Source organism: Serratia grimesii NBRC 13537 (assembly GCF_001590905.1).
GTDB classification, from domain to species: Bacteria; Pseudomonadota; Gammaproteobacteria; order Enterobacterales; family Enterobacteriaceae; genus Serratia; species Serratia grimesii.
The window spans coordinates 30,082-49,155 of record NZ_BCTT01000012.1 but is presented as its reverse complement, the minus strand read 5'-3'; the positions used below and the strand labels follow the sequence as shown (position 1 = coordinate 49,155).

Annotated in this window: 16 protein-coding genes, 1 tRNA gene and 1 other RNA gene; 11 read left to right on the top strand and 7 right to left on the bottom strand. The window is 51.9% G+C overall.

Features of this window, described 5'->3' with window-relative positions:
* The first annotated feature begins 8 nt into the window (after window positions 1-8).
* The 10 genes from SGR01S_RS16165 (at window position 9) to SGR01S_RS24565 (ending at window position 12,388) form a co-directional block, all read left to right on the top strand.
* Window positions 9-230, top strand: coding sequence for a hypothetical protein (locus tag SGR01S_RS16165; protein WP_082797636.1), 222 nt, complete (start codon window positions 9-11; stop codon window positions 228-230).
* Complete coding sequence (locus tag SGR01S_RS16160; protein WP_061807992.1) at window positions 223-2,517, top strand: phage tail tape measure protein; 2,295 nt, start codon at window positions 223-225, stop codon at window positions 2,515-2,517. Before SGR01S_RS16165 ends, SGR01S_RS16160 begins: the two co-directional genes overlap by 8 nt.
* On the top strand, window positions 2,517-2,855 hold the full coding sequence (locus SGR01S_RS16155) for a phage tail protein (RefSeq protein ID WP_061807991.1): 339 nt from the start codon (window positions 2,517-2,519) through the stop codon (window positions 2,853-2,855). The genes SGR01S_RS16160 and SGR01S_RS16155 overlap by 1 nt, the downstream gene beginning before the upstream one ends.
* A 9-nt stretch (window positions 2,856-2,864) precedes the next feature.
* Window positions 2,865-3,617, top strand: coding sequence for a phage minor tail protein L (locus SGR01S_RS16150; RefSeq protein WP_172479817.1), 753 nt, complete (start codon window positions 2,865-2,867; stop codon window positions 3,615-3,617).
* Window positions 3,618-3,625: 8 nt separating this feature from the next.
* Window positions 3,626-4,330 carry a C40 family peptidase gene (locus SGR01S_RS16145; RefSeq protein WP_061807989.1) on the top strand — a complete coding sequence of 235 codons (705 nt, stop codon included), beginning with the start codon at window positions 3,626-3,628 and terminating at the stop codon, window positions 4,328-4,330.
* 451 nt (window positions 4,331-4,781) lie between these two features.
* On the top strand, window positions 4,782-5,408 hold the full coding sequence (locus SGR01S_RS16140; protein ID WP_061807988.1) for a tail assembly protein: 627 nt from the start codon (window positions 4,782-4,784) through the stop codon (window positions 5,406-5,408).
* 53 nt (window positions 5,409-5,461) lie between these two features.
* Window positions 5,462-8,668, top strand: a complete 3,207-nt coding sequence (locus SGR01S_RS16135) for a TipJ family phage tail tip protein (RefSeq protein ID WP_061807987.1) — start codon at window positions 5,462-5,464, stop codon at window positions 8,666-8,668.
* A 1-nt stretch (window position 8,669) separates the two neighbouring features.
* Window positions 8,670-9,659 carry a DUF6453 family protein gene (locus SGR01S_RS24240; RefSeq protein ID WP_147284275.1) on the top strand — a complete coding sequence of 330 codons (990 nt, stop codon included), beginning with the start codon at window positions 8,670-8,672 and terminating at the stop codon, window positions 9,657-9,659.
* Window positions 9,660-9,708: 49 nt separating this feature from the next.
* Window positions 9,709-10,992 (top strand): phage tail fiber protein, encoded by a 1,284-nt coding sequence (locus SGR01S_RS24430; RefSeq protein WP_061807986.1) that lies wholly within the window; start codon window positions 9,709-9,711, stop codon window positions 10,990-10,992.
* Window positions 10,993-11,053: 61 nt separating this feature from the next.
* A complete protein-coding gene (locus SGR01S_RS24565) occupies window positions 11,054-12,388 on the top strand; it encodes a phage tail fiber protein (RefSeq protein ID WP_061807985.1) in 1,335 nt (444 codons plus the stop codon).
* Between the two features lie 275 nt (window positions 12,389-12,663).
* On the opposite strand, the gene SGR01S_RS16120 is transcribed toward SGR01S_RS24565, so the two are convergent.
* From SGR01S_RS16120 to SGR01S_RS16100, 5 genes are all read right to left on the bottom strand, one after another.
* Window positions 12,664-12,906 carry a DinI family protein gene (locus tag SGR01S_RS16120; protein ID WP_037420871.1) on the bottom strand — a complete coding sequence of 81 codons (243 nt, stop codon included), beginning with the start codon at window positions 12,904-12,906 and terminating at the stop codon, window positions 12,664-12,666.
* 143 nt (window positions 12,907-13,049) lie between these two features.
* Window positions 13,050-13,179: non-coding RNA, RtT sRNA (locus SGR01S_RS16115), on the bottom strand.
* A gap of 3 nt (window positions 13,180-13,182) precedes the next feature.
* Window positions 13,183-13,259 (bottom strand) — tRNA-Pro (locus SGR01S_RS16110).
* Between the two features lie 78 nt (window positions 13,260-13,337).
* A complete protein-coding gene (gene yejM / locus SGR01S_RS16105; protein WP_037420869.1) occupies window positions 13,338-15,119 on the bottom strand; it encodes an LPS biosynthesis-modulating metalloenzyme YejM in 1,782 nt (593 codons plus the stop codon).
* A gap of 9 nt (window positions 15,120-15,128) precedes the next feature.
* Entirely contained in the window at window positions 15,129-15,356 is a 228-nt protein-coding gene (locus SGR01S_RS16100) for a YejL family protein (RefSeq protein ID WP_006317912.1), read from the bottom strand.
* A 357-nt stretch (window positions 15,357-15,713) separates the two neighbouring features.
* On the opposite strand from SGR01S_RS16100, the gene yejK reads away from it, so the two are divergent.
* Window positions 15,714-16,724 carry a nucleoid-associated protein YejK gene (gene yejK, locus SGR01S_RS16095; RefSeq protein ID WP_037420866.1) on the top strand — a complete coding sequence of 337 codons (1,011 nt, stop codon included), beginning with the start codon at window positions 15,714-15,716 and terminating at the stop codon, window positions 16,722-16,724.
* A gap of 84 nt (window positions 16,725-16,808) precedes the next feature.
* Here the strand turns inward: yejK and rplY are convergent, their stop codons facing one another.
* Window positions 16,809-17,093 (bottom strand): 50S ribosomal protein L25, encoded by a 285-nt coding sequence (rplY, locus tag SGR01S_RS16090; protein WP_037420864.1) that lies wholly within the window; start codon window positions 17,091-17,093, stop codon window positions 16,809-16,811.
* A gap of 206 nt (window positions 17,094-17,299) precedes the next feature.
* A complete protein-coding gene (gene radD / locus SGR01S_RS16085; protein ID WP_061807984.1) occupies window positions 17,300-19,057 on the bottom strand; it encodes a DNA repair helicase RadD in 1,758 nt (585 codons plus the stop codon).
* Window positions 19,058-19,074 lie beyond the last annotated feature (17 nt).

Here is a 19,074-nt window from a genome sequence, read left to right as displayed (position 1 = left end):
CCTGGCTGATGCTGGTGTTCCAACTGGCCGATCGCTGGGGTGAGTCGGATCCGCGCAAGATCGCCGCATTGCCGGCGCAAATCCTGAATCACTGGCGGGCATATTTTAAACTGCAAGGCATGACGGCCGATGCGGTGGAGAGTGCCCCTATTCACCAATCCGTTCAGCCCGCGCAAAGCAGTATTGATATGCAGTGTGCTGACGTTATGCGAGTGCTGGGAAATGGCTGAGGTAGCATCGTTGGCGGTCGGGTTGTACCTGAATGACGCCAACTTTAAAAACAAACTGACGGCGGCTTACCGTACCGCCGGCGATCAATCCACAAAGTTCAATCGTCAGGCTCAACAGGACGCGAAAAAGACCGACGAAACCTATCAACGTATCGGCAGTACTCTTGGCGGCCTGGCGGGAAAATTGGCAGGTTTGGCTGGGGTTGACTTGTCGCTGAGGGAGCTCGTTGCCACCGCCCGGCAGTATGGACAGGTGCTTACCGAACTTTCTTCCGTCACTACGGCTGCGACGGCGCAGATGAAACAACTGGACGAAGCGGCTCGGCAGGCGAGCAATGGTTCTGGGGATGGGGGAGGTAGCCGAACCGAGGAGGTGCTGAAACTGGCCTCAGGTCTGAATGACAGCGCGGCGGCTTGGCGCGATCAGGCAGCGGCTGCGCGCGGCGCAGCGCAGGCGACGAGTGGGGCGGGTGCCGCATCCCGCGTTGCCAATGTTGCGTTGGGTGCGCTTGGCGGCCCGGTTGGTGTTGCCATCCAGGCGGGCTTGGGGATGTTGTATTTTCATGAGCAGAACCAATTGGCGCGCCAATCGGCTTTGGCATTGAAAGATGCGGTAGTTGAAACTGCCGACGATCTTCATAAGCTCTCCAACGTGAAATTAGCCATTAAAATTGATAGTTTTGACGATCAGTTAAAAAATCTTCGTGAGGAGAAAACGAAGATTGAAGGCCAGTTGTCGCATTTGAGTGATACCCGCCTTGCGGGTCTGGAACGTCGCCGCAAGGGGACTTTGGGGTTCCTCTATTCAGATCCAGAAGAGTTGAGGAAAGAACGGAACGTCTTGCGAGGGCAGTTGGAAGATGCCATTGAGAGCGAGAAAGCGATCAGAACCCGTCGAAACAACGCCGTCAATGCACTAAATGGCAACGGCAGCCATGTTGAGACTAAGCCTGACAAGCCTAAAAACCATCAAGAAAGCGCTATTTTTGTCGATCGTACCTTCAGTGATAATAGCAAGCAGCAGGCTCTTGAGCAGTATCAGCAGTTACGTCAGGAGATGGAGCGGGCGCATCTGAGCAGCCTCGACAAGATCGCTTTGGATGAGCAAAGCGCACAGGCAAAGCTGGTATTAACTGCCAAAGCCGCTGGCGCCGGGCAAGCGGATGTACAGCGCATGATGGCGTTGAATACCGAGAAGTATCAGCAGCAGCGGCAACAGCTGGCCAAACAGTACACTCCGGGGCAGGCGGCGGTGCGCAAGGATCAGGAAGTCAGCAAGGAGCTGAAAGCGCTGTATGACGGGCGACTGTTGACCGAACGCGAATACCAGACCGCCAGCCGGATCCAGCAGCAAGAAACTCAGCGCCAGCGGTTGAAGGCCGAAACTGACACGCTCGCCGCGCCGCGCTTGAACATCGTGGGCGATGTAGATCCCGTCGCTCGCCTGAATAATCAACTTGTGCAGCAACAGGCTCAATACCAGGCCTACTATCAGCAGGGCTTTCTGGATAAACAGCGCTATGAGCAACTGATGCAGGCGGCGACACAGGAATCGTCGGACGCTCAGTATCAGCAAGCGCTAAGCCTGTACGGTGGTCAGAGCCGCGTGCACAAGATGGCGTTGGGGCTGGTGGATATGACGCGGGAGCGCACCTCCGGCATGATGTTTGATCTGCTGACCGGCACGCAGAGTTTTAAACAAAATATGCTTGGGTTGTTTTCTTCCATTACCCAGTCTGTCGTTCAGCAACTTATCGATATGGCGATGCAAGCGTTATTGACGAAAACTATTCTCTCTACCTTTATGAGCATCGGCGGCGGCTTAATGGGTGGTGCAGCCAGTGCTGGCGCTGGTGCGGCAGGTTCCGGTGCGATGGGTATGTCTACGGGATGGCAAGGTTACGTTCCCAACGCTAAAGGTGGGGTTTATGCATCCCCTTCGCTGAGTGCTTACAGCGGGCAGGTGGTGAACAATCCGACTCTGTTCGCCTTTGCCAAAGGCGCAGGGGTAATGGGCGAGGCTGGGCCTGAAGCCATCATGCCACTCAAGCGTGGCGCCGATGGTTCTCTGGGGGTGAGGGCGATGGGCGGTGGCCAACAGGTTGCGGCGGCGCCGAATGTGTACATTACGATCGAGAGTGGTGGCAACGTCGGTACACAGGCCGATCCTGGCTGGGGAGAGTTTGGCAAGCAGATGGGGAGTATCGCCGCGCAGGAGAGCCAGAAGGTGATCAACAGAAACCTGATGCCGGGCCAGCCGATTTGGAAAGCAATCAAGGGGATGTAATGGGTATTCAAACATTTGAATTTCCGGCGCGCGTCAATGCTGCCGGCGATATGCGTTTTCGCGTCAGAAAGGCGCAGTTCGGCGACGGATATGCTCAGGTCTCCGGCGACGGCATTAATCCGATCGTGCGTTCCTGGGATCTGACCTTTGTCGGTAAGTATGACTACATCACGCCGATCATCGTCTTCTTGGAAAATCATTACGGGGTGAGATCTTTTCAATGGACACCACCGACCAATGTTCCCGGCCTCTACCGCTGCGAAGGCTATAAGCCTGTTGCCATGGGCGGCGATAACTATTCACTGACGGCCACGTTTACCGAGGCGTTTCACGTTTAACCGAGATTAATCATGCTGAATACAGACCTGCAGAAGTTGGAGCCGGGCAATCGCGTTCGCCTTGTTGAAGTGGACGGGACAAAGTTCGGTGCTGATATTCTACGCTTTCATAGTGACACACTGCCCTATACGCCGGAAGAACTGGCTGCAGCAGGCGGAGATGAAACGAAACTACCTGCAAAAACGATCTGGTGGCAGGGCAAGGAGTACGGGCCGTGGCCGTTTAGTGTCGAAGGGCTTGAAATCTCTTCTGACAGTCAGAGCAGCGCGCCTAAATTGACGGTGGCCAATATAAACGGCCTGATTACGGCGCTCTGCCTGCAGTTCGAGGATATGGCACAGGCCAAAGTGCTGATCCACGATACATTGATGCACTATCTCGATGCCCATAATTTTCCTGAGGGCAATCCTACAGCTGATCCGCTGCAGGAAAAGCTGCAGGTGTTCTATATCGACCGCAAGGCGACGGAAAGCGACGAAGCGGTGGAGTTCGAGCTCTCCAGCCCGACAGACCTACGGGGATTGCGCATTCCGACCCGGCAAATTCATAGCCTGTGTACCTGGTGCTCGCGCGGCGGTTATCGCACCGGCAAGGGCTGCGATTATGCCGGTATCCGATACTTTGACGACAAGGGCAATCCGGTGGATGACCCGAGCAAGGATCGCTGCGGCGGGCTACTGAGCGATTGCCAAAAACGTTTTGGCGAGAACGAACCGTTGCCGTTCGGTGGGTTCCCCGGTGCCTCATTAATCCGGCAGTAGGGGGAGAGATGAAAGAGAAAACCATAGCGGCCATTATGGCGCACGCGATGGCCGAGTATCCGCGCGAATGCTGCGGCGTGGTTGCGCAAAAGTCCCGCGTGGAGCGTTATTTCCCGTGCCGTAACTTGGCGGAGGATCCCACCGAACAGTTTTATCTGGCGCCTGAAGACTATGTGGCCGCTACCGGGTGGGGCACGATCACCATGATTGTGCACAGCCACCCTGACGCCACCACGCAGCCGAGCGAGCTGGATAAGGCACAATGTGACGCGTTAGAGTTGCCTTGGGTGATCGCCAGTTGGCCGGAGGGCGATCTACGCACGATTATGCCGCGTGGAGATTTGCCGTTAGTCGGGCGCCAGTTTGTGCTGGGGCATACTGACTGCTGGGGGCTTATCATGAGCTATTTCCGGCAGCAGCATGGCATTGAATTACGAGATTATCGCGTTGATTATCCGTGGTGGGAGCGGGAGGAAAATCTTTATCTGGATAACTGGCACAAATGTGGTTTTCGTGAGTTCGGCGGCCCACCGCTGCCGGGGGATATGGCGATCATGCAGGTCACGGCGCCGGTGGCCAATCACGCCGGCATTCTGCTGGAAGATGGCATGCTGCTGCACCATATGTACGGTATGTTAAGCCAGCGGGTGCCCTATGGCGGCTACTGGAAAGAACGCACGGTGAAGGTGCTGCGGCATAGAGAAATGATGTAGTCCTTTGTTACGATGTTGAAAACAACAAGGGGAATATTAATAAAAAAACTACTATTACCCATTACCTTACTGATGCTGGCAAGCTGTGCAAACCCAGAGCTAACAAAAGGGTTAGGGCAGAGTTTACGTCTAAAAATGATGTAAATTATCTGGCTGCCTGCATTATAGAAGAAATCAGATAAGCATATATTTAATGGTATGCGTATAGAAATAGTAAGTAAGCCTAATTAGAGAGTGGTATTGCACTGGTGCTAATTAACGGTAGTGGCTATATAGATATATTAGAGAAAGAAGCTCAGTGGCAAGTTGTGTATAGAGGTGAAGCCGCAAACACCAATTGGGGGAAATAACCAATAGAAATGGTGAGGTTATATCTGACATTAAGTCATGTCTGTAAACATACATTTTCAATAAAACCCACCATCGGTGGGTTTTTTATAAGGGAAAATACATGTCGTTAATTGAAACTCCACTCAGAACGGTAAGGTTTCATGGACCGTTGATCAAAGCTTTTGGGAGAGAATTCAAGTATCGGGCTACGACGGTACCCAAAGCCATTGATGCAATGAAGAACTTGTTACCAGGTTTCGAACGCTACATGCTTGAAGCTCACAAACGCGGCCTGACATTTTCTATTTTTGTCGGTAAGCGTAATGTCCGGCAGGACGAGCTGGAGCTAACCATAGGGACGGAAGATATTCACCTTGTTCCCGTCGTGATTGGGAGCAAGCGCGCAGGCTTATTCCAGACCGTGCTGGGCGTGGCGCTGGTTGCCGTTGCTATGTATATTTCTGCGGGCGCAGGGGCGGGGGCTATGGGGGCATTTACGGCGGGTGGCGCCACCGGCATGGCAGCGATGGCCGGCGCTTCCCTCGCCCTCGGCGGCATCCTCCAAATGCTCTCCCCGCAAATGGGGGGGTTGCGCATGCGGCAAGGCCCGGAAAATAAACCAAGCTATGCCTTTGGTGGCCCGGTCAACACAACGGCGCAGGGCAACCCCGTCGGCGTGTTGTATGGCACGCGTGAGATTGGCGGGGCGATTATCTCCGCAGGCATTTATACCGAAGACCAGCAATAACGACATCCGTTTGAACAGACAGCCGCAATAGCGGCTTTTTTTATGGGCGAAATATGGCACAGAACATTATCCGTGGGCGAAAAGGCGGCGGCGGTGGCGGCCACACGCCGGTAGAATCGCCGGACAGCATTCAGTCGATCGCCAGAGCGAAGATGCTATTCGCATTGGGCGAAGGGGAGTTTGCCGGCGGGCTGGATGGCACGAACATTTTTGTTGATGGCACGCCGGTATTGAGCAGCGACGGAACGGAGAACTTTCCCGGTTTCCGCTGGGAATTCCGTCCTGGTTCGCAGGTGCAGGAGTATATCCAGGGCATTCCCGCCGTCGAAAATGAGATCGTGATAGGCAGCGAATTGAAAAGCGGTACACCGTGGGTGCGTTCGGTCTCGAATCTGCAACTTTCCGCCGTTCGCCTTCGGCTTGGCTGGCCCATGCTGCAAAAGCAGGAAGACAACGGGGACGTCAACGGTTATCGCATCGAATACGCCATCGACGTGGCGACTGACGGCGGCAGCTACCAAGAGGTGTTAACGGCAGCGATCGACGATAAAACTACCTCGTTGTATGAACGTTCACACCGCATCAATTTGCCGAAGGCCACTACGGGATGGCAGTTGCGCGTACGCCGGCTGACGCCCAATGCTAACAGCGCCAGAATCGTCGATCGCATGAACCTCGGGGCGCTAACCGAAATCATCGACGCCAAACTGCGCTACCCGAACACGGCGCTGCTGTATGTCGAGTTCGATTCCAAACAGTTCCCGAACATTCCGAAGATCAGCTGCAAACCGCGCGGCCGCCTGATCCGTGTGCCTGACAACTATGACCCAGAAACACGAAGCTATAACGGTGTTTGGACCGGTGGCTTCAAGTGGGCCTACAGCGATAACCCAGCGTGGGTGTTTTACGACATTATGCTGGCTGAGCGTTTTGGCCTTGGCGATCGCATCGACGCCTCCCAGGTATCCGAGTCTGAGCTATACCGTATTTCGCAGTATTGCGATCAACTTGTTCCTGACGGGCTGGGCGGCGACGGTACCGAACCGCGCTTCACCTGTAACGTTTACATTCAATCGCGCGAGGATGCCTGGACAGTTTTGAGCGATTTGGCGGGTATCTTTCGGGGTATGACCTATTGGGGGCGAAACCAAATGGTCGCCTTGGCGGATATGCCGCGCGATATGGACTTCACCTATACCCGCGCTAACGTTATTGACGGCAAGTTTACCTATTCATCTGCCAGCGAGCGCACCCGCTATAGCACGGCGATGGTTAGTTGGTCCGATCCCGCCAACCATTATGCTGACGCGATTGAGGCTGTTTTTGATAATGATTTGGTCCGTCGCTATGACGTTAACCAGACAGAGCTAACAGCTATCGGCTGTACCCGTCAAAGTGAGGCTAATCGCCGGGGGCGCTGGGCGTTACTGACCAACAGCAAAGACCGCACGGTGAGCTTCTCCGTCGGTCTGGATGGCATGATCCCTATGCCGGGGCATATTGTCGGCGTGGCGGACCAGATGCTGGCAGGCCGGGCAATTGGCGGACGCATCAGCTGCGTGGATGGCCGTAAACTGACATTGGACAGAAAGCCGGGCGCTAAAGCTGGCGATCGCCTGCTCGTCAACCTACCTTCCGGCAAGGCACAGGCGCGCACGGTACAGGCGGTGAATGAGCGCGTCGTGACGGTCACCACTGCATACAGCGAGATACCGACACCTGAGTCTGCTTGGTCGATCGACGCGGATGATCTGGCCGTTCAGCTCTATCGCGTGGCGGGCATCGCCGATAATGGCGATAACACCTTCACGATCAACGCGATGGAACATGATCCGTATAAATATGGCCGTATCGATACCGGCGCGCGTATCGATGAACGTCCAATCTCGATTATTCCACCCGGTGTTCAGGCGCCGCCGAAAAACATTGTCATAGACAGTTATTCCTCCGTGAGCCAAGGTATTGCTGTCACCACGATGCGCGCTGCCTGGGGCGCGGTTGAGAGTGCGATCGCCTATGAGGCGGAGTGGCGCAAGGATAACGGTAACTGGGTGTCGGTACCGCGTACGTCCGCGCTCGGTTTCGAAGTGCCGGGTATTTATGCTGGGCGTTACCTTGTACGGGCTCGAGCCATCAACGCCAGCAACGTTTCGTCTGTTTGGGCGGCATCGATGGAAACTCACCTCAAGGGCAAAGAGGGTAAGCCGCCGACGCCGGTCGGCTTCAAGGCATCCCCGCTGCTGTGGGGAATCCAGCTTGATTGGCGTTTCCCCGCTGGCGCTGAAGATACGCTGAAAACTGAAATCCAATACGCGGATAACGCTGCTGGTGGCAACGCCCTGCTGCTGGCCGATATTCCATATCCGCTCCATACCCATAGCATGACTGGCTTGAAGGCAGGGCAGGCTTTTTGGTTCCGTGCGCGGCTGCAGGATCGCACCGGCAATCAGGGCGATTGGACCGGTTGGATCGACGGGCAGGCGAATGCGGACGCCGGTGATTATCTCGAGAGCATCGGCGACGATCTGCTGACCACAAAAGACGGTGAACGTCTGGTGGGCGATATCGACACCAACATCGGCGCCATCTTGCAGAATGCGCTGGCCAACAACGCGACGGCAGAGCATCAGTGGGCGCAGTATGGCACGGTGCGTGCCGATATCCTCATTGTAAAAACTACCATAGCGGAAGTTGATCGCGGCCTGGCGGAGTTGAGAACGCAGGTTCAGGTCCAGATTGACGATGTGACGGCGGTACTTGAGGACAAGCTGACCGCAACGATAGATGCTGATGGAGCTACGGCTATTCATACGTTGAAAGCTGGAATTCGCATTAACGACGTTTTCTACAATGCCGGTATGTCTATCGCGGTGCTCGCAGAAACCGGTAAACCGGTGATTACCCGGATTGGCTTCAACGCTAATCAGTTCGTGCTGATGAGCGGCAGCGGGGACAAGCAGTATTCGCCCTTTGCTGTCATCAATGGTCAAGTGTTTATCAGCGATGCATTCATTCAGAACGCCTCTATCACGTCGGCAAAAATCGCGGATGCCGCTATTACAAACGCCAAAATTAGCGGATTTATCCAGTCTGATAATTTCAGCGCTACCAGCGGCTGGAGACTGGATAAAAGCGGTTCTGGCGCAGGGCAGATTCAGATTAACGGCGGTGATGGTAACGGCCGCATGGAGATACGCGGCGATCAAATTAACGTTTATGACGCTGGCGGCAATCTGCGCGTAAGGATGGGGAGGCTTTAATATGGCCTATGGTATTGTTGTTAATGGCAGGAGTCTAGGGGGGTTAAACTCCCCATCTCTTCTGGCAACTTTAGTAGAACCTAAAACAAATGGAAATTATGAACACTGGATTGCCCCGTCAAACTTTCGACCTGGTAATGCAGTGTTTTGCGCAGGCACAACCGGATGGGTTTTTGGTAGTTCAACAAACCCAGCTGTCTATGGCGGCCTGACCGGTTGGAGGACAGAGGGTGCAAATATTATTTTGAGGTTTACTACTAAAGGTGGCCAAGCGAACTTTACCAATTTCAACGTTTATCAAGTTCAGCGCCCAGAAAATATCAGTGGTACTTACGGTATTATGATCCAAGATTCTGTTAACTGGATGAGTATTAACAGCGATCAACAATTAGGTTTTGTTGTTTGGAAAGGTGACGTGTCAATTAACGACTCTTGGGAAGTCCCTGTGGTTCAAAATGATAGTACGAAAATAGTATTTGTTCGTTGTGATGACGAAGGTGTTTGCGTAAGCCACAGACCAGAACAAAATCGTATATATGTAAGCCGCGATAACGGGGAGGGGGAGCCAGTAGCAACTACCGCCATGATTAGAGTTTTAATCATGAATAGTGGATATTATCCACCAACACCTAACGGTTATGGATTAGTGATTAAAAATGCACTTGGACAAAATACATTTACGAGTGATGTTACCCCATTGGTGTGGGATGGTCGGCAAGGTGTCGTTGATAGAATTCCAGATAATGTAACCTGGACTGGATTGGAACGACCAATGATTCCTATACCAATATGTGGCTATCAACGGGGCAACCGGGAGATGAATGGTGGATATTATAACTATCACACCAATGGTTTCCGCTTTGTCAATGGCGGTGGATTTAGATATTGGCGTGGACGAGGTGGTTCGCGGGTGCAAACGAAATGGAGTTCCACCGACTTTTATGCCGCTAATATTCCACTCATGGTCATTAATGCAGACCACTATTTCTAACTAACCGGCACTGAGCCGGTTTTTTATTGCCAGAATTCAGGAGAACATTATGCCAGCAGGCACTTTAACCCTAACGAACAACTCCGCTGTAGTGAAGGGGGCGGGAACAGCATTTAACACCGAGTTGAAAGCTAGCGACATGATTGTGAGCGTTGTTGGTGGAGTAACCTATACGCTGCCGGTGAAGATTGTAGATAGCGCCACACAGGCCACACTGATTAAAGCCTATGACGGACCGACGCAAGCGGGAGCTGCATGGTCTGCTGTACCACGCGAGACACTGAACGCTATTACTGCCCAGTTGGCAGCTGAGACGGCCAAAGCTCTGCGAGGCCTGAACTACGACAAAGACAACTGGCAGCAGGTATTCAGCGGGACAGGAGACGTTACGGTCACACTCCCTGACAACCGCAGCTTTACTGGACCAGCATGGAACGGAATAACGAAAAGCTTAGAAGATAAACTAAGCAAAAGTAGCAATCTTTCTGATTTACAAAACCAAAAAACGGCTAGAGGTAATCTGGGGCTCGGTACAGCAGCAACTGCAAATATTGGTGCCAACCAAAATGAAGTAATGATAGGTGGGGGGTGGGGACTTGGAGGCAGTTGGAGAGGATATAAATTAATGAGCACCAACAATATCAATCCTATTCTTAATGAGATTGGTGAACGTGGGCTTATAGCTTTTAGAAATAATCAGGAAATAAGTGATAATGGTCCAGGTTGGTATACCCCAGCCTGGGGTCCGTCACTATGGTGCAGAACGGAAGATGTTTATGCTGCTTTTAATATGGCATCGACGACAACTCATTTGTCCGTATCATGCGGAAGTATTCGTACTGGTTGGACAATGCATAAGGTTATTTGGCACAGTCTAAATACAGTTGTTGATGGTAATGGATTCATTAAAAAAGCATCACCTGTTACTAACATTTTTGGTGATGGCAGTTGTGAAAATACTACGGAGGCGGAAGGGGTTATCTGTAAGCGTCTTGGTGTTGGTCTATATCATGTGGACGGCTGTTTAGGTTTCTATATCGATAATGGATGGAAATTTGAGGTTCCTAAAGACGAGAACGGTAACGCCTTGCTGTGGGTTGATTACAAGGTTGAGAAAGATGGCTCAATTGTCTTTAAGACTTATCATCGAACTAACGAATGTCCAATACCTGAATTACAAAATAATGTTGAGGGTTACAAAAATGGTGACCCTATCGACATTCCTGACGGTAAATTTTTAATGGTTCGCTTAAACGTTCCTAATAGTCAATTCGCTGAATATGTTCCCGCTAATTCAATCCCCCAGCCATTTAACGATTCTGATGTTGAGTGAGTTAATTACATTATCTACACATAGACCATGTTGAGTGACTTTTTATTATTGGAGTAAAAATATGACGGTTATTAGTGGTGTATTAAAGGGGCCTTATGGCGACGCACGGACAGGCGTAACAATTACAATGCGTTCTCTGAAAACCTCGTCAACGGTGCTTAACCTGGCAAAATCGCAATCTGTGACGAATGATAGCGGCCAGTATTCGTTAACTGTGGAGCCAGGTGCCTATGAGGTGATTATTTCTGTCTATGGTGCTCAACCTGAAAGAGTCGGTACGATAGAGGTTTATACGGACTCCCTTTCTGGTACTCTCAATGATTTCCTGCGCCGCCCCGGTGAAAGTGATATCACGCCCGAAATTGTTCAAACTGTTGACCGTATGCGTGCCGAAGCCGCAGCGTCAGCCGATAAATCAGCGGCATCTGCAGCTTCTGCAAAGGTTAGTGAGAACAATGCGGCAGCTACACTGGCTACCGCTGTAAAAGAAAGCTCGCGCGCTGTTGTGATTCCTGCAATTGTTAATACAATCGGCGGCGCCCAAGGGTATCTAAAATTGGCCACGCTTGCAGCGACAACGACTGGAATTTCCGGTGTGCATTTGCTCATAACTGCTGGCAGGACATATGGAAACCCTGGGTTGGATATAAAACTGGTCCAATTCTCGGCGCGTAATGCTACATCATCTGCACTTGATGCCCGTGGCCTGATGGTTGCTGGTATTGGCCCAGGTGGCTCGGACGTAAGATTTGGAGCGATATACAATTCAGCTATAGCGCGTTGGGAATTGTGGATGGTTGGACCTGCTTACAGCATGCCATCGATAACGGTCCTTGCTAGCAGTTCACCAACTGCAATGTTTGGCATTGATATTGTGAAAGATACGACATGGCAGAAAACAGGCCCCAGTGGACTCACTACAGTTAAAGAAAGCCGGGTCTTTACTGACTATAACGTAACGGTCGATGCAAACGGGTTCCTGAAAGCAGCATCACCGATCGCCAGGCTGTCTGGTACACCTGAAAAAATGGCCGATGATTATCTGGACGGATTTACCTTAGCGGGCAACGTGGCCGTGAACGGTGAAGCTAATGGGGTAAGCGCTGAGCGGGTGTCTGTCGGAGTCTACAAGGTCACTGGCTCTTTAGGGTTTGCTGAGGAAGGTTGGAACATCGAGGTACCCCAGGACGTTAACGGTAACCGCCTATGCTTTGTTGAAACCAGCACCGGCAAAGACGGCACAATCTATGTGAAGGTCAGTAAACGCCGCTTTGATGTTGATACAGCGGCGATAGTGGCCGGTGAGCCAATGGATATTCCGGATTGTCGCTGGATAGATCTGCGCCTTAAAATGCCAGCCCTTTCAGTTTCTGATGGCATATTGCTGGATGGTTGAACTTGCAAATGAGTTTTAGCGTTAACGGCGGTGCATACGTTGACAATGTTCTGGACGTTGATTAGTTGAAATTTGGCAACGTATCGACTGCTTTGCTTTACTACTAATTCCTATCTGAAAATGCTGCTGGCACTGTTTGTGTCTGATAGACAGTGCTGGCGCATAATCATCTTTCCCAATCTCATTTTTAGTGAACAGCTAGCTACCAACTCAGCTTATTCGAGGTGTTTATGGTACAAGTGACTCTTAATTTCCTCGAAAACGGTCTGTCTCTATCAAATATCAGTAACCAGCCACTGATCCGATTCATCAAACATCTCTTCTAACATCCGGTTCAGCTTCTCACGATCGCTTTTGCTGGCATCTGAATTTAACCCGTTGGCCTGCATTGGTTTTACCCGGACTTCTGCATCTGGAAACAGCGTATGAACTCGTTTTTCCAGTTCGAGGCGGATAATTTCTGCCGCATTCGGCAGTCCATCAACGTTGCGCTTATCAAACACCAATTCTACAAACATAACTTACCTACAATACTGATTTAATATACAGTATATTGGCTTGGCGATGCGGTCTTGGCAAGGGAAAATAGATAATTTTATCCTGTGCACGAAGAGCGATTTGCAGGCATAAAAAAACCTGCTTTTTAGCAGGTTTTTCAATTTGGTCGGCATGAGAGGATTACGCGCATCTTCGATGCTTGCCCTACGGGCTGTTGCTAAAGCAACGTGATCTCGCTGCGCTCGGTTCAAACCTCCTTCGGAGGTTCTCATCCTTTCAACGCAGGTGTTCAAATTTGGTCGGCATGAGAGGATTCGAACCTCCGACCCCCGACACCCCATGACGGTGCGCTACCAGGCTGCGCTACATGCCGATACTCTGGAAAATTATACTACCCTTTCCGAACGCCAAAGCAAGAGTACTCTCGCCTGACTGATTGTATTTTAAGCAGTTAGTTGGCGATAAAACGCTTCACGTCGGTCAACACCTGCAACAGCAGGGCGAGTTGTGGTTTCTCGTCTTTTATCTCTTTGTCGTTCTTATCGTATGCACGGTAGGTGCCATTGTTGTCCAACACCAGGGTTTGTGTTGGTGTGGTGATAACTAACAGATTGTTATCGCCCGTGGCAATCCAGTTGTTCCTGCGCTGTGCGGTAAACAGGTCTTCCCCTTGAGAATAGTCATTAGGGGCTGTTTTCACGTGCAGCAAGCGTTGCATCAGTGTGCGCATCACGTCGTTATGACCGGTCAGTTTATTGATGGTCTGCGCCGGGGTACCTGGCCAATGGATTATCAACGGCACTTGCAATTGCTGCTGGTTGAAACTGCTACCAGCCCCCCAGTTGCCCTTACCGGTATCATTAAATTCAACGCCGTGTTCTGCCGTAATCACGACAACGGTTTTATCCAGCATGCCGCGTTCTTTCAGCGTACTGATTACCTGTGCAATTTGTGCATCCACATCTTGCGCGCCAGTGCGGTAACGCTGAATAAAATCAGCGGGGGCAGGGGTTTTCTCATCGGCTGCGGGTTCAGCACCGCGGAAATTGATGTAAGAGAACCATGGGCCATTACCGCTCTGGTCGGCCAGCCAATTTTGCCATTGCTGTGTTGTGACCGAATCGTTTTGTTTGGTCGGTGCTGGCAGTGAGAAGTCTGTCAGCAGTGCCTGCCGGTAAAGGCTGGCATTGAAGCCATCAGATGAGAACAAACCAAACTGATAGCCCTGGGCGCTGAGTGCACTAACCAGCGCTGATGGTTTGCGTGAAGCGAGAATGCTGTCCAGATAGGTCGGTGAAATGCCGTAGAACAGGCCAAACAGACCGGTATCAGCATGATTACCTGAACTGTAATGATCACTGAAACGGACATTTTCCTGCGCGAAACGCGTAAGGGCAGGCATATCCTGCTTCATATCCTGTTCCCGTACACCATCAACCACGATCATCAGCAGGTTATAACCACTGCCTTTGTCGCTATAGCTCAGGTCACTAAGTGGATATTCAACCGCAACGGCCTCTGGATTCCCTTGTTGTACCAACCGGCGCTCATATTCTTGCGAATCGAGCAGCCCGTGTTTCTCAAGGAATTTACGCGCAGTCATTGGGTATGACAGCGGCAGATTAGCTCGTTGCATGGTGATCGGGCGATAGAAATTGGCGTCAGCCCAGATATAAATCAGGTGCGATGCAAAAAAGGCGCTGATGAACAGCACGGCCAGCGGCTTGCCGAAACGTTGACGGTTTAGGCTGCGCAGCTTTTGCCAGCTCCAGGTACCAAACAACATCTCCACCAGGAATATAACGGGCACGCAGATAAACATCAGCTGCCAGTCACGCGCCAACTCACTCTGATCAGGGTTGATCACCAGTTCCCATACGACGGGATTAAGGTGAAGGTGGAAGTGCGTAAACACTTCACTATCTACCAGCAGTAATGTGAGCCCGGTAGTGGCCAGCGCGGCGGAAATAAACCGCAGCAACCGTTGCGACATCACCACAAAGGTGAGCGGGAATATCACCAACAGGTAGCCGGCGAAAACGATAAAGCTGAAATGCCCCAGTAAGCTGACCAGGGCATAAACCCGACCCAGCAGGGAAGAGGGCCAGTCGGTGACAAACAGGTAGCGGCTGCCCAACCCGAGGGCGAGCAGAATATTGAATAAGGCGAACCAGTGCCCCCAGCTAATCATCTGGGAGACTTTTTCACGATAACGCTGACGGTTTGTCACCATAAGTATTTATTAATGCGCTTTATCTTCACGAATAGAAGCCTGCAGAGCTTCTGCAAACGATCTTGCCAATGTTTTCCGCTGCGCGGGAGCAACACTGGTGTTGATCAGATTAGTTACCATGTTGCCCAGCACCATCAGAGATAGATCGGTGGGAGTATGGTGTTTTTCCAGAACATTAACCAGCTCAGAGAGCAGCTGTTCAACGTGTTCGTCACTGTAACGGGATGATTGTGGCATAAAATTGCGCTTCGTAGCCTGACAAAGTCCCATATCTTACCGTATAGGGCAGTGATTTTCCGCTCTTTTATCGATCCCCTTCATACTTGATGCAACAGCAACGCTGGCTGTTCTGGATTCATCGCACTCTCTGAGAGAGCTTGCCCTGCAAGCCGCGCTCAAATCTGCGCCTTTCAGGCTCATTCTCACATCAACGAACCGGCATTCGTACATCAGGACTCCCACATTTCCCGTTCTATGGTCGCGCCAACAACCTTGGGAATTGCTCTCTGAATTTCACTTTTTCGCTGGTCTTTAAAGTTGCAGGGCGCGGACTTCAGTGTTTGAATACGCGGCTAAAGAACAGGAGGATTTACCATGAGTCTGGATATCGACCAGATCGCTCTGCACCAGTTGGTCAAACGCGACGAACAAACGCTGGACGTGGTGCTACGCGATTCTCTGCTTCCCACCAATGCGGCGGTGGAAGAGATGATGGAAGAGCTGCACCGTGTCTACAGTGCCAAGAGCAAGGCCTATGGCCTGTTCAATGAGGGCAGTGAGCTGGCGGATGCGCTGCGTACCTGCCGTAAGGAAGATAAGGATTTTCTGGCGTTCAGCCGAGCAGCGACGGGGCGCCTGCGCGATGAATTGGCCAAGTATCCGTTTGCTGAAGGTGGCGTAGTGCTGTTCGGTCAGTACCGTTACCTGGCGGTGGAATACTTGCTGATCGCGGTGCTGAACAGTCGCAACAGTTCGCGTGTTAATGAAGAGCTGGATATCAACACCACGCATTATCTCGATATCAACCATGCCGATATCGTGGCGCGCATCGATCTGACCGAATGGGAAACCAATCCAGAGTCGACCCGCTATCTGACCTTCCTGAAAGGGCGCGTGGGGCGTAAGGTATCCGATTTCTTCATGGATTTCCTGGCGGCGTCTGAAGGGTTGGACACCAAGGCTCAAAACCGGGGCTTACTGCAGGCCGTTGATGATTATTGTGCCGACGCGCAGTTGGATAAGAACGAACGCCAGTCGGTTCGCCAGCAGGTTTACAGCTATTGCAATGAACAGTTGCAGGCGGGTGAAGAGATTGAACTGCAAGAACTGTCAAAAGAGATCGCGCCGGTAGGCGAAAAGGATTTTCTGCAGTTCTCCAGCGAGCAGGGCTATCAGTTGGAAGACAGCTTCCCTGCCGATCGCGGTACGCTGCGCCAGTTGACCAAATTTGCTGGCAGCGGTGGTGGTATCAGCATGAACTTTGACGCCATGCTGTTGGGTGAGCGCGTTTTCTGGGATGCAGCGACTGACACATTGACGATTAAAGGCACTCCGCCGAACCTGCGCGATCAGTTGCAACGTCGATTTAACAGCGGCAACAAGTAACTACACCAGATCGCAGACAATAAAAAACGCCGCAATTGCGGCGTTTTCTACTTCGGCGTCCCGAAAGGTTCGATTTCGTTGCGATTAAACGCGACGGAAGTCGATGTGAGCCAGTTTCGGCTTGAACGGGTGACGCTGTACAGCCTGAACTTTCACTTTGGTTTCTTTACCGTCGATAACCAGAGTTACTGCTTCGCTGTAGAATTCTGGTTTGGATTCCATGTTCTTAACAGAATCATGGTCCAGTTCGATGGAAACTGGAGCTTCTTCGCCACCGTAAACGATAGCTGGGAATTTGTTGGCAACACGCAGGCGGCGGCTCGCACCCTTACCCTGGTCTTTACGTACTTCTACTTTAATAGTGAACATTGTTTTTTCTCTTAAAAGAAAATTTACCCTGCTACAGGCGACCCAGTAGCAAGTTCGATTTACCCGCTGCCTTCCAGACCCTAGCCTGTAATGCATAAGGTATAACCTGCTTTAGCGCCGGGCGAACCCAGGCAAAGCGGGCGGCATTTTAACGGAAAGCCAGCCACAGGGCAATGGAAACCTACCCAATGTGCCCGCCGCCAACATCAGTACAGTTCATTGGCACGGCGGAAGCGGCCTTGATAATCGAACACTTTTTCCCTCACCTGCCAGAATTGCCCGCGCTTGCGTGCCACAACGAAATCCGGATGGCGTAGTAGCGCTTGCTGAGTCAGTACGTCGGCAGCCGTTTGCCAACTGAACGGCACCCCCGGTGCGCGCTGGTGAGGGCGTAAAAACAGCATCTCGAAGGCTTTACGCTGCGCCGGTGTCTGTAACCGGAAGCGTTCACTGGTGCTGGTACCTTCTTCGTCGTAATAGGTGGCCTTCAACCACTCGCCTTTTTCATCGCGACCACTTTGTAATTCCATACCACCACAACGCAGTACCAGGGCATCTTTTAATTTCAATGCTGCCTTTAGCATATCGTCGGGATCGACTAACACTTCCTGGCACTGATGGCAGCGGCGGGCCGCAATGTCGTTTTCTGCGCCGCAATGCGGGCAAATTTTGAAGCGGAAACGATAATCGCATTGTTCGCGATGACCTTCATCGTCTTCCAGCCAGCCTTGGCAACGGCGTCCGTAGTGTTCGATGATATCGCCACTCTCGGTACATTTACCCCAAAATAGGTTGGCGAAACCGCAACCGGGACAAAACACCTGTACCGGTTGGCTGTCACTGTGTGGCTTACTGACACCGACTTCCGGCGTGAACAGGTCGTGCGGATTACCCGCGTAATCGAGGATCAGACAATCTTCTTTGCCGGGCGACAACCGCAGCCCACGACCGACAATTTGCTGATACAGGCTGACTGATTCAGTCGGGCGAAGAATGGCAATCAGATCGACGTGCGGCGCATCAAAGCCAGTGGTTAACACCGCGACATTGACCAGGTAGCATAATTGCTGCTGTTTGAACGCCTCAATCAGTGCATCACGCTCAACGGCAGGGGTTTCGGCGCTGACCAGTGCTGCTTCGCCAGGTGGCAGTAAGCCGTAGATTTCACGTGCATGTTCAACGGTGGAAGCAAAAATCATCACTCCCTTGCGGGTTTCAGCATATTCAACGATCTGGCTGATGATGTGTGGCGTGATACGATTTTGCTGTTTGAGCTCACGGTTCAGGTCAACCTCACTGAACAATCCGTTGCTTCTGGCCTCCAGACGGCTGAAATCATACTGTACAATAGGCATATCCAGGCGTTCCGGCGGGACCAAATAGCCATTTTTGATCATATAACGCAGCGGCAACTCATAAATGCAGTCGCGAAACAGGCTGCTGGCATCGCCGCGGGTAAAGCCATGATAGTGGTACTGATAAATCCAGCCTTTCCCCAGTCGGTAAGGGGTCGCTGTCAGGCCCAGCAGGCGTAACTGCGGATTGGTTTTTTGCAGATGCTGGATAATCTGTTGGTATTGGCTGTCGTCATCGTCGCTGATGCGGTGACATTCGTCGATAATCAGCAGGGAAAAGGCGCCGTCGAACAGCGGCAAGTTACGCGCCACCGACTGCACGCTGCCGAATACCACCTTACCGGCACTGTCTTTTTGCTGTAATCCGGCAGCAAAGATATCTGCGTCCAGCCCATAGGCGCAGTATTTAGCGTGGTTTTGTGCCACAAGCTCCTTTACATGGGCCAGCACCAATACGCGGCCGCGAGCGCGTTTTGCCAGCTCGGCTATCACCAGGCTTTTGCCCGCGCCGGTGGGCAGCACGATCAGTGCGGGCTGCGGATGTTGGCGGAAATGTTTGATGGTGGCTTCGACGGCTTCCAACTGGTAAGGGCGTAAAGTAAAGGCCATAAATTAACGCCTTGAAT

Excerpts from the sequence above, each read along its gene's own strand:
- SGR01S_RS24565 (WP_061807985.1), top strand. The coding sequence starts at position 11,054 with ATGACGGTTATTAGTGGTGTATTAAAGGGGCCTTATGGCGACGCACGG.
- SGR01S_RS16165 (WP_082797636.1), top strand. The coding sequence starts at position 9 with ATGCTGGTGTTCCAACTGGCCGATCGCTGGGGTGAGTCGGATCCGCGC.
- SGR01S_RS16160 (WP_061807992.1), top strand. The coding sequence starts at position 223 with ATGGCTGAGGTAGCATCGTTGGCGGTCGGGTTGTACCTGAATGACGCC.
- SGR01S_RS16120 (WP_037420871.1), bottom strand. The coding sequence starts at position 12,906 with ATGTTTGTAGAATTGGTGTTTGATAAGCGCAACGTTGATGGACTGCCG.
- rplY (WP_037420864.1), bottom strand. The coding sequence starts at position 17,093 with ATGTTCACTATTAAAGTAGAAGTACGTAAAGACCAGGGTAAGGGTGCG.
- SGR01S_RS16135 (WP_061807987.1), top strand. The coding sequence starts at position 5,462 with ATGGCACAGAACATTATCCGTGGGCGAAAAGGCGGCGGCGGTGGCGGC.
- SGR01S_RS24430 (WP_061807986.1), top strand. The coding sequence starts at position 9,709 with ATGCCAGCAGGCACTTTAACCCTAACGAACAACTCCGCTGTAGTGAAG.
- SGR01S_RS24240 (WP_147284275.1), top strand. The coding sequence starts at position 8,670 with ATGGCCTATGGTATTGTTGTTAATGGCAGGAGTCTAGGGGGGTTAAAC.
- yejK (WP_037420866.1), top strand. The coding sequence starts at position 15,714 with ATGAGTCTGGATATCGACCAGATCGCTCTGCACCAGTTGGTCAAACGC.
- SGR01S_RS16145 (WP_061807989.1), top strand. The coding sequence starts at position 3,626 with ATGAAAGAGAAAACCATAGCGGCCATTATGGCGCACGCGATGGCCGAG.
- SGR01S_RS16140 (WP_061807988.1), top strand. The coding sequence starts at position 4,782 with ATGTCGTTAATTGAAACTCCACTCAGAACGGTAAGGTTTCATGGACCG.
- yejM (WP_037420869.1), bottom strand. The coding sequence starts at position 15,119 with ATGGTGACAAACCGTCAGCGTTATCGTGAAAAAGTCTCCCAGATGATT.
- SGR01S_RS16100 (WP_006317912.1), bottom strand. The coding sequence starts at position 15,356 with ATGCCACAATCATCCCGTTACAGTGACGAACACGTTGAACAGCTGCTC.
- SGR01S_RS16155 (WP_061807991.1), top strand. The coding sequence starts at position 2,517 with ATGGGTATTCAAACATTTGAATTTCCGGCGCGCGTCAATGCTGCCGGC.
- radD (WP_061807984.1), bottom strand. The coding sequence starts at position 19,057 with ATGGCCTTTACTTTACGCCCTTACCAGTTGGAAGCCGTCGAAGCCACC.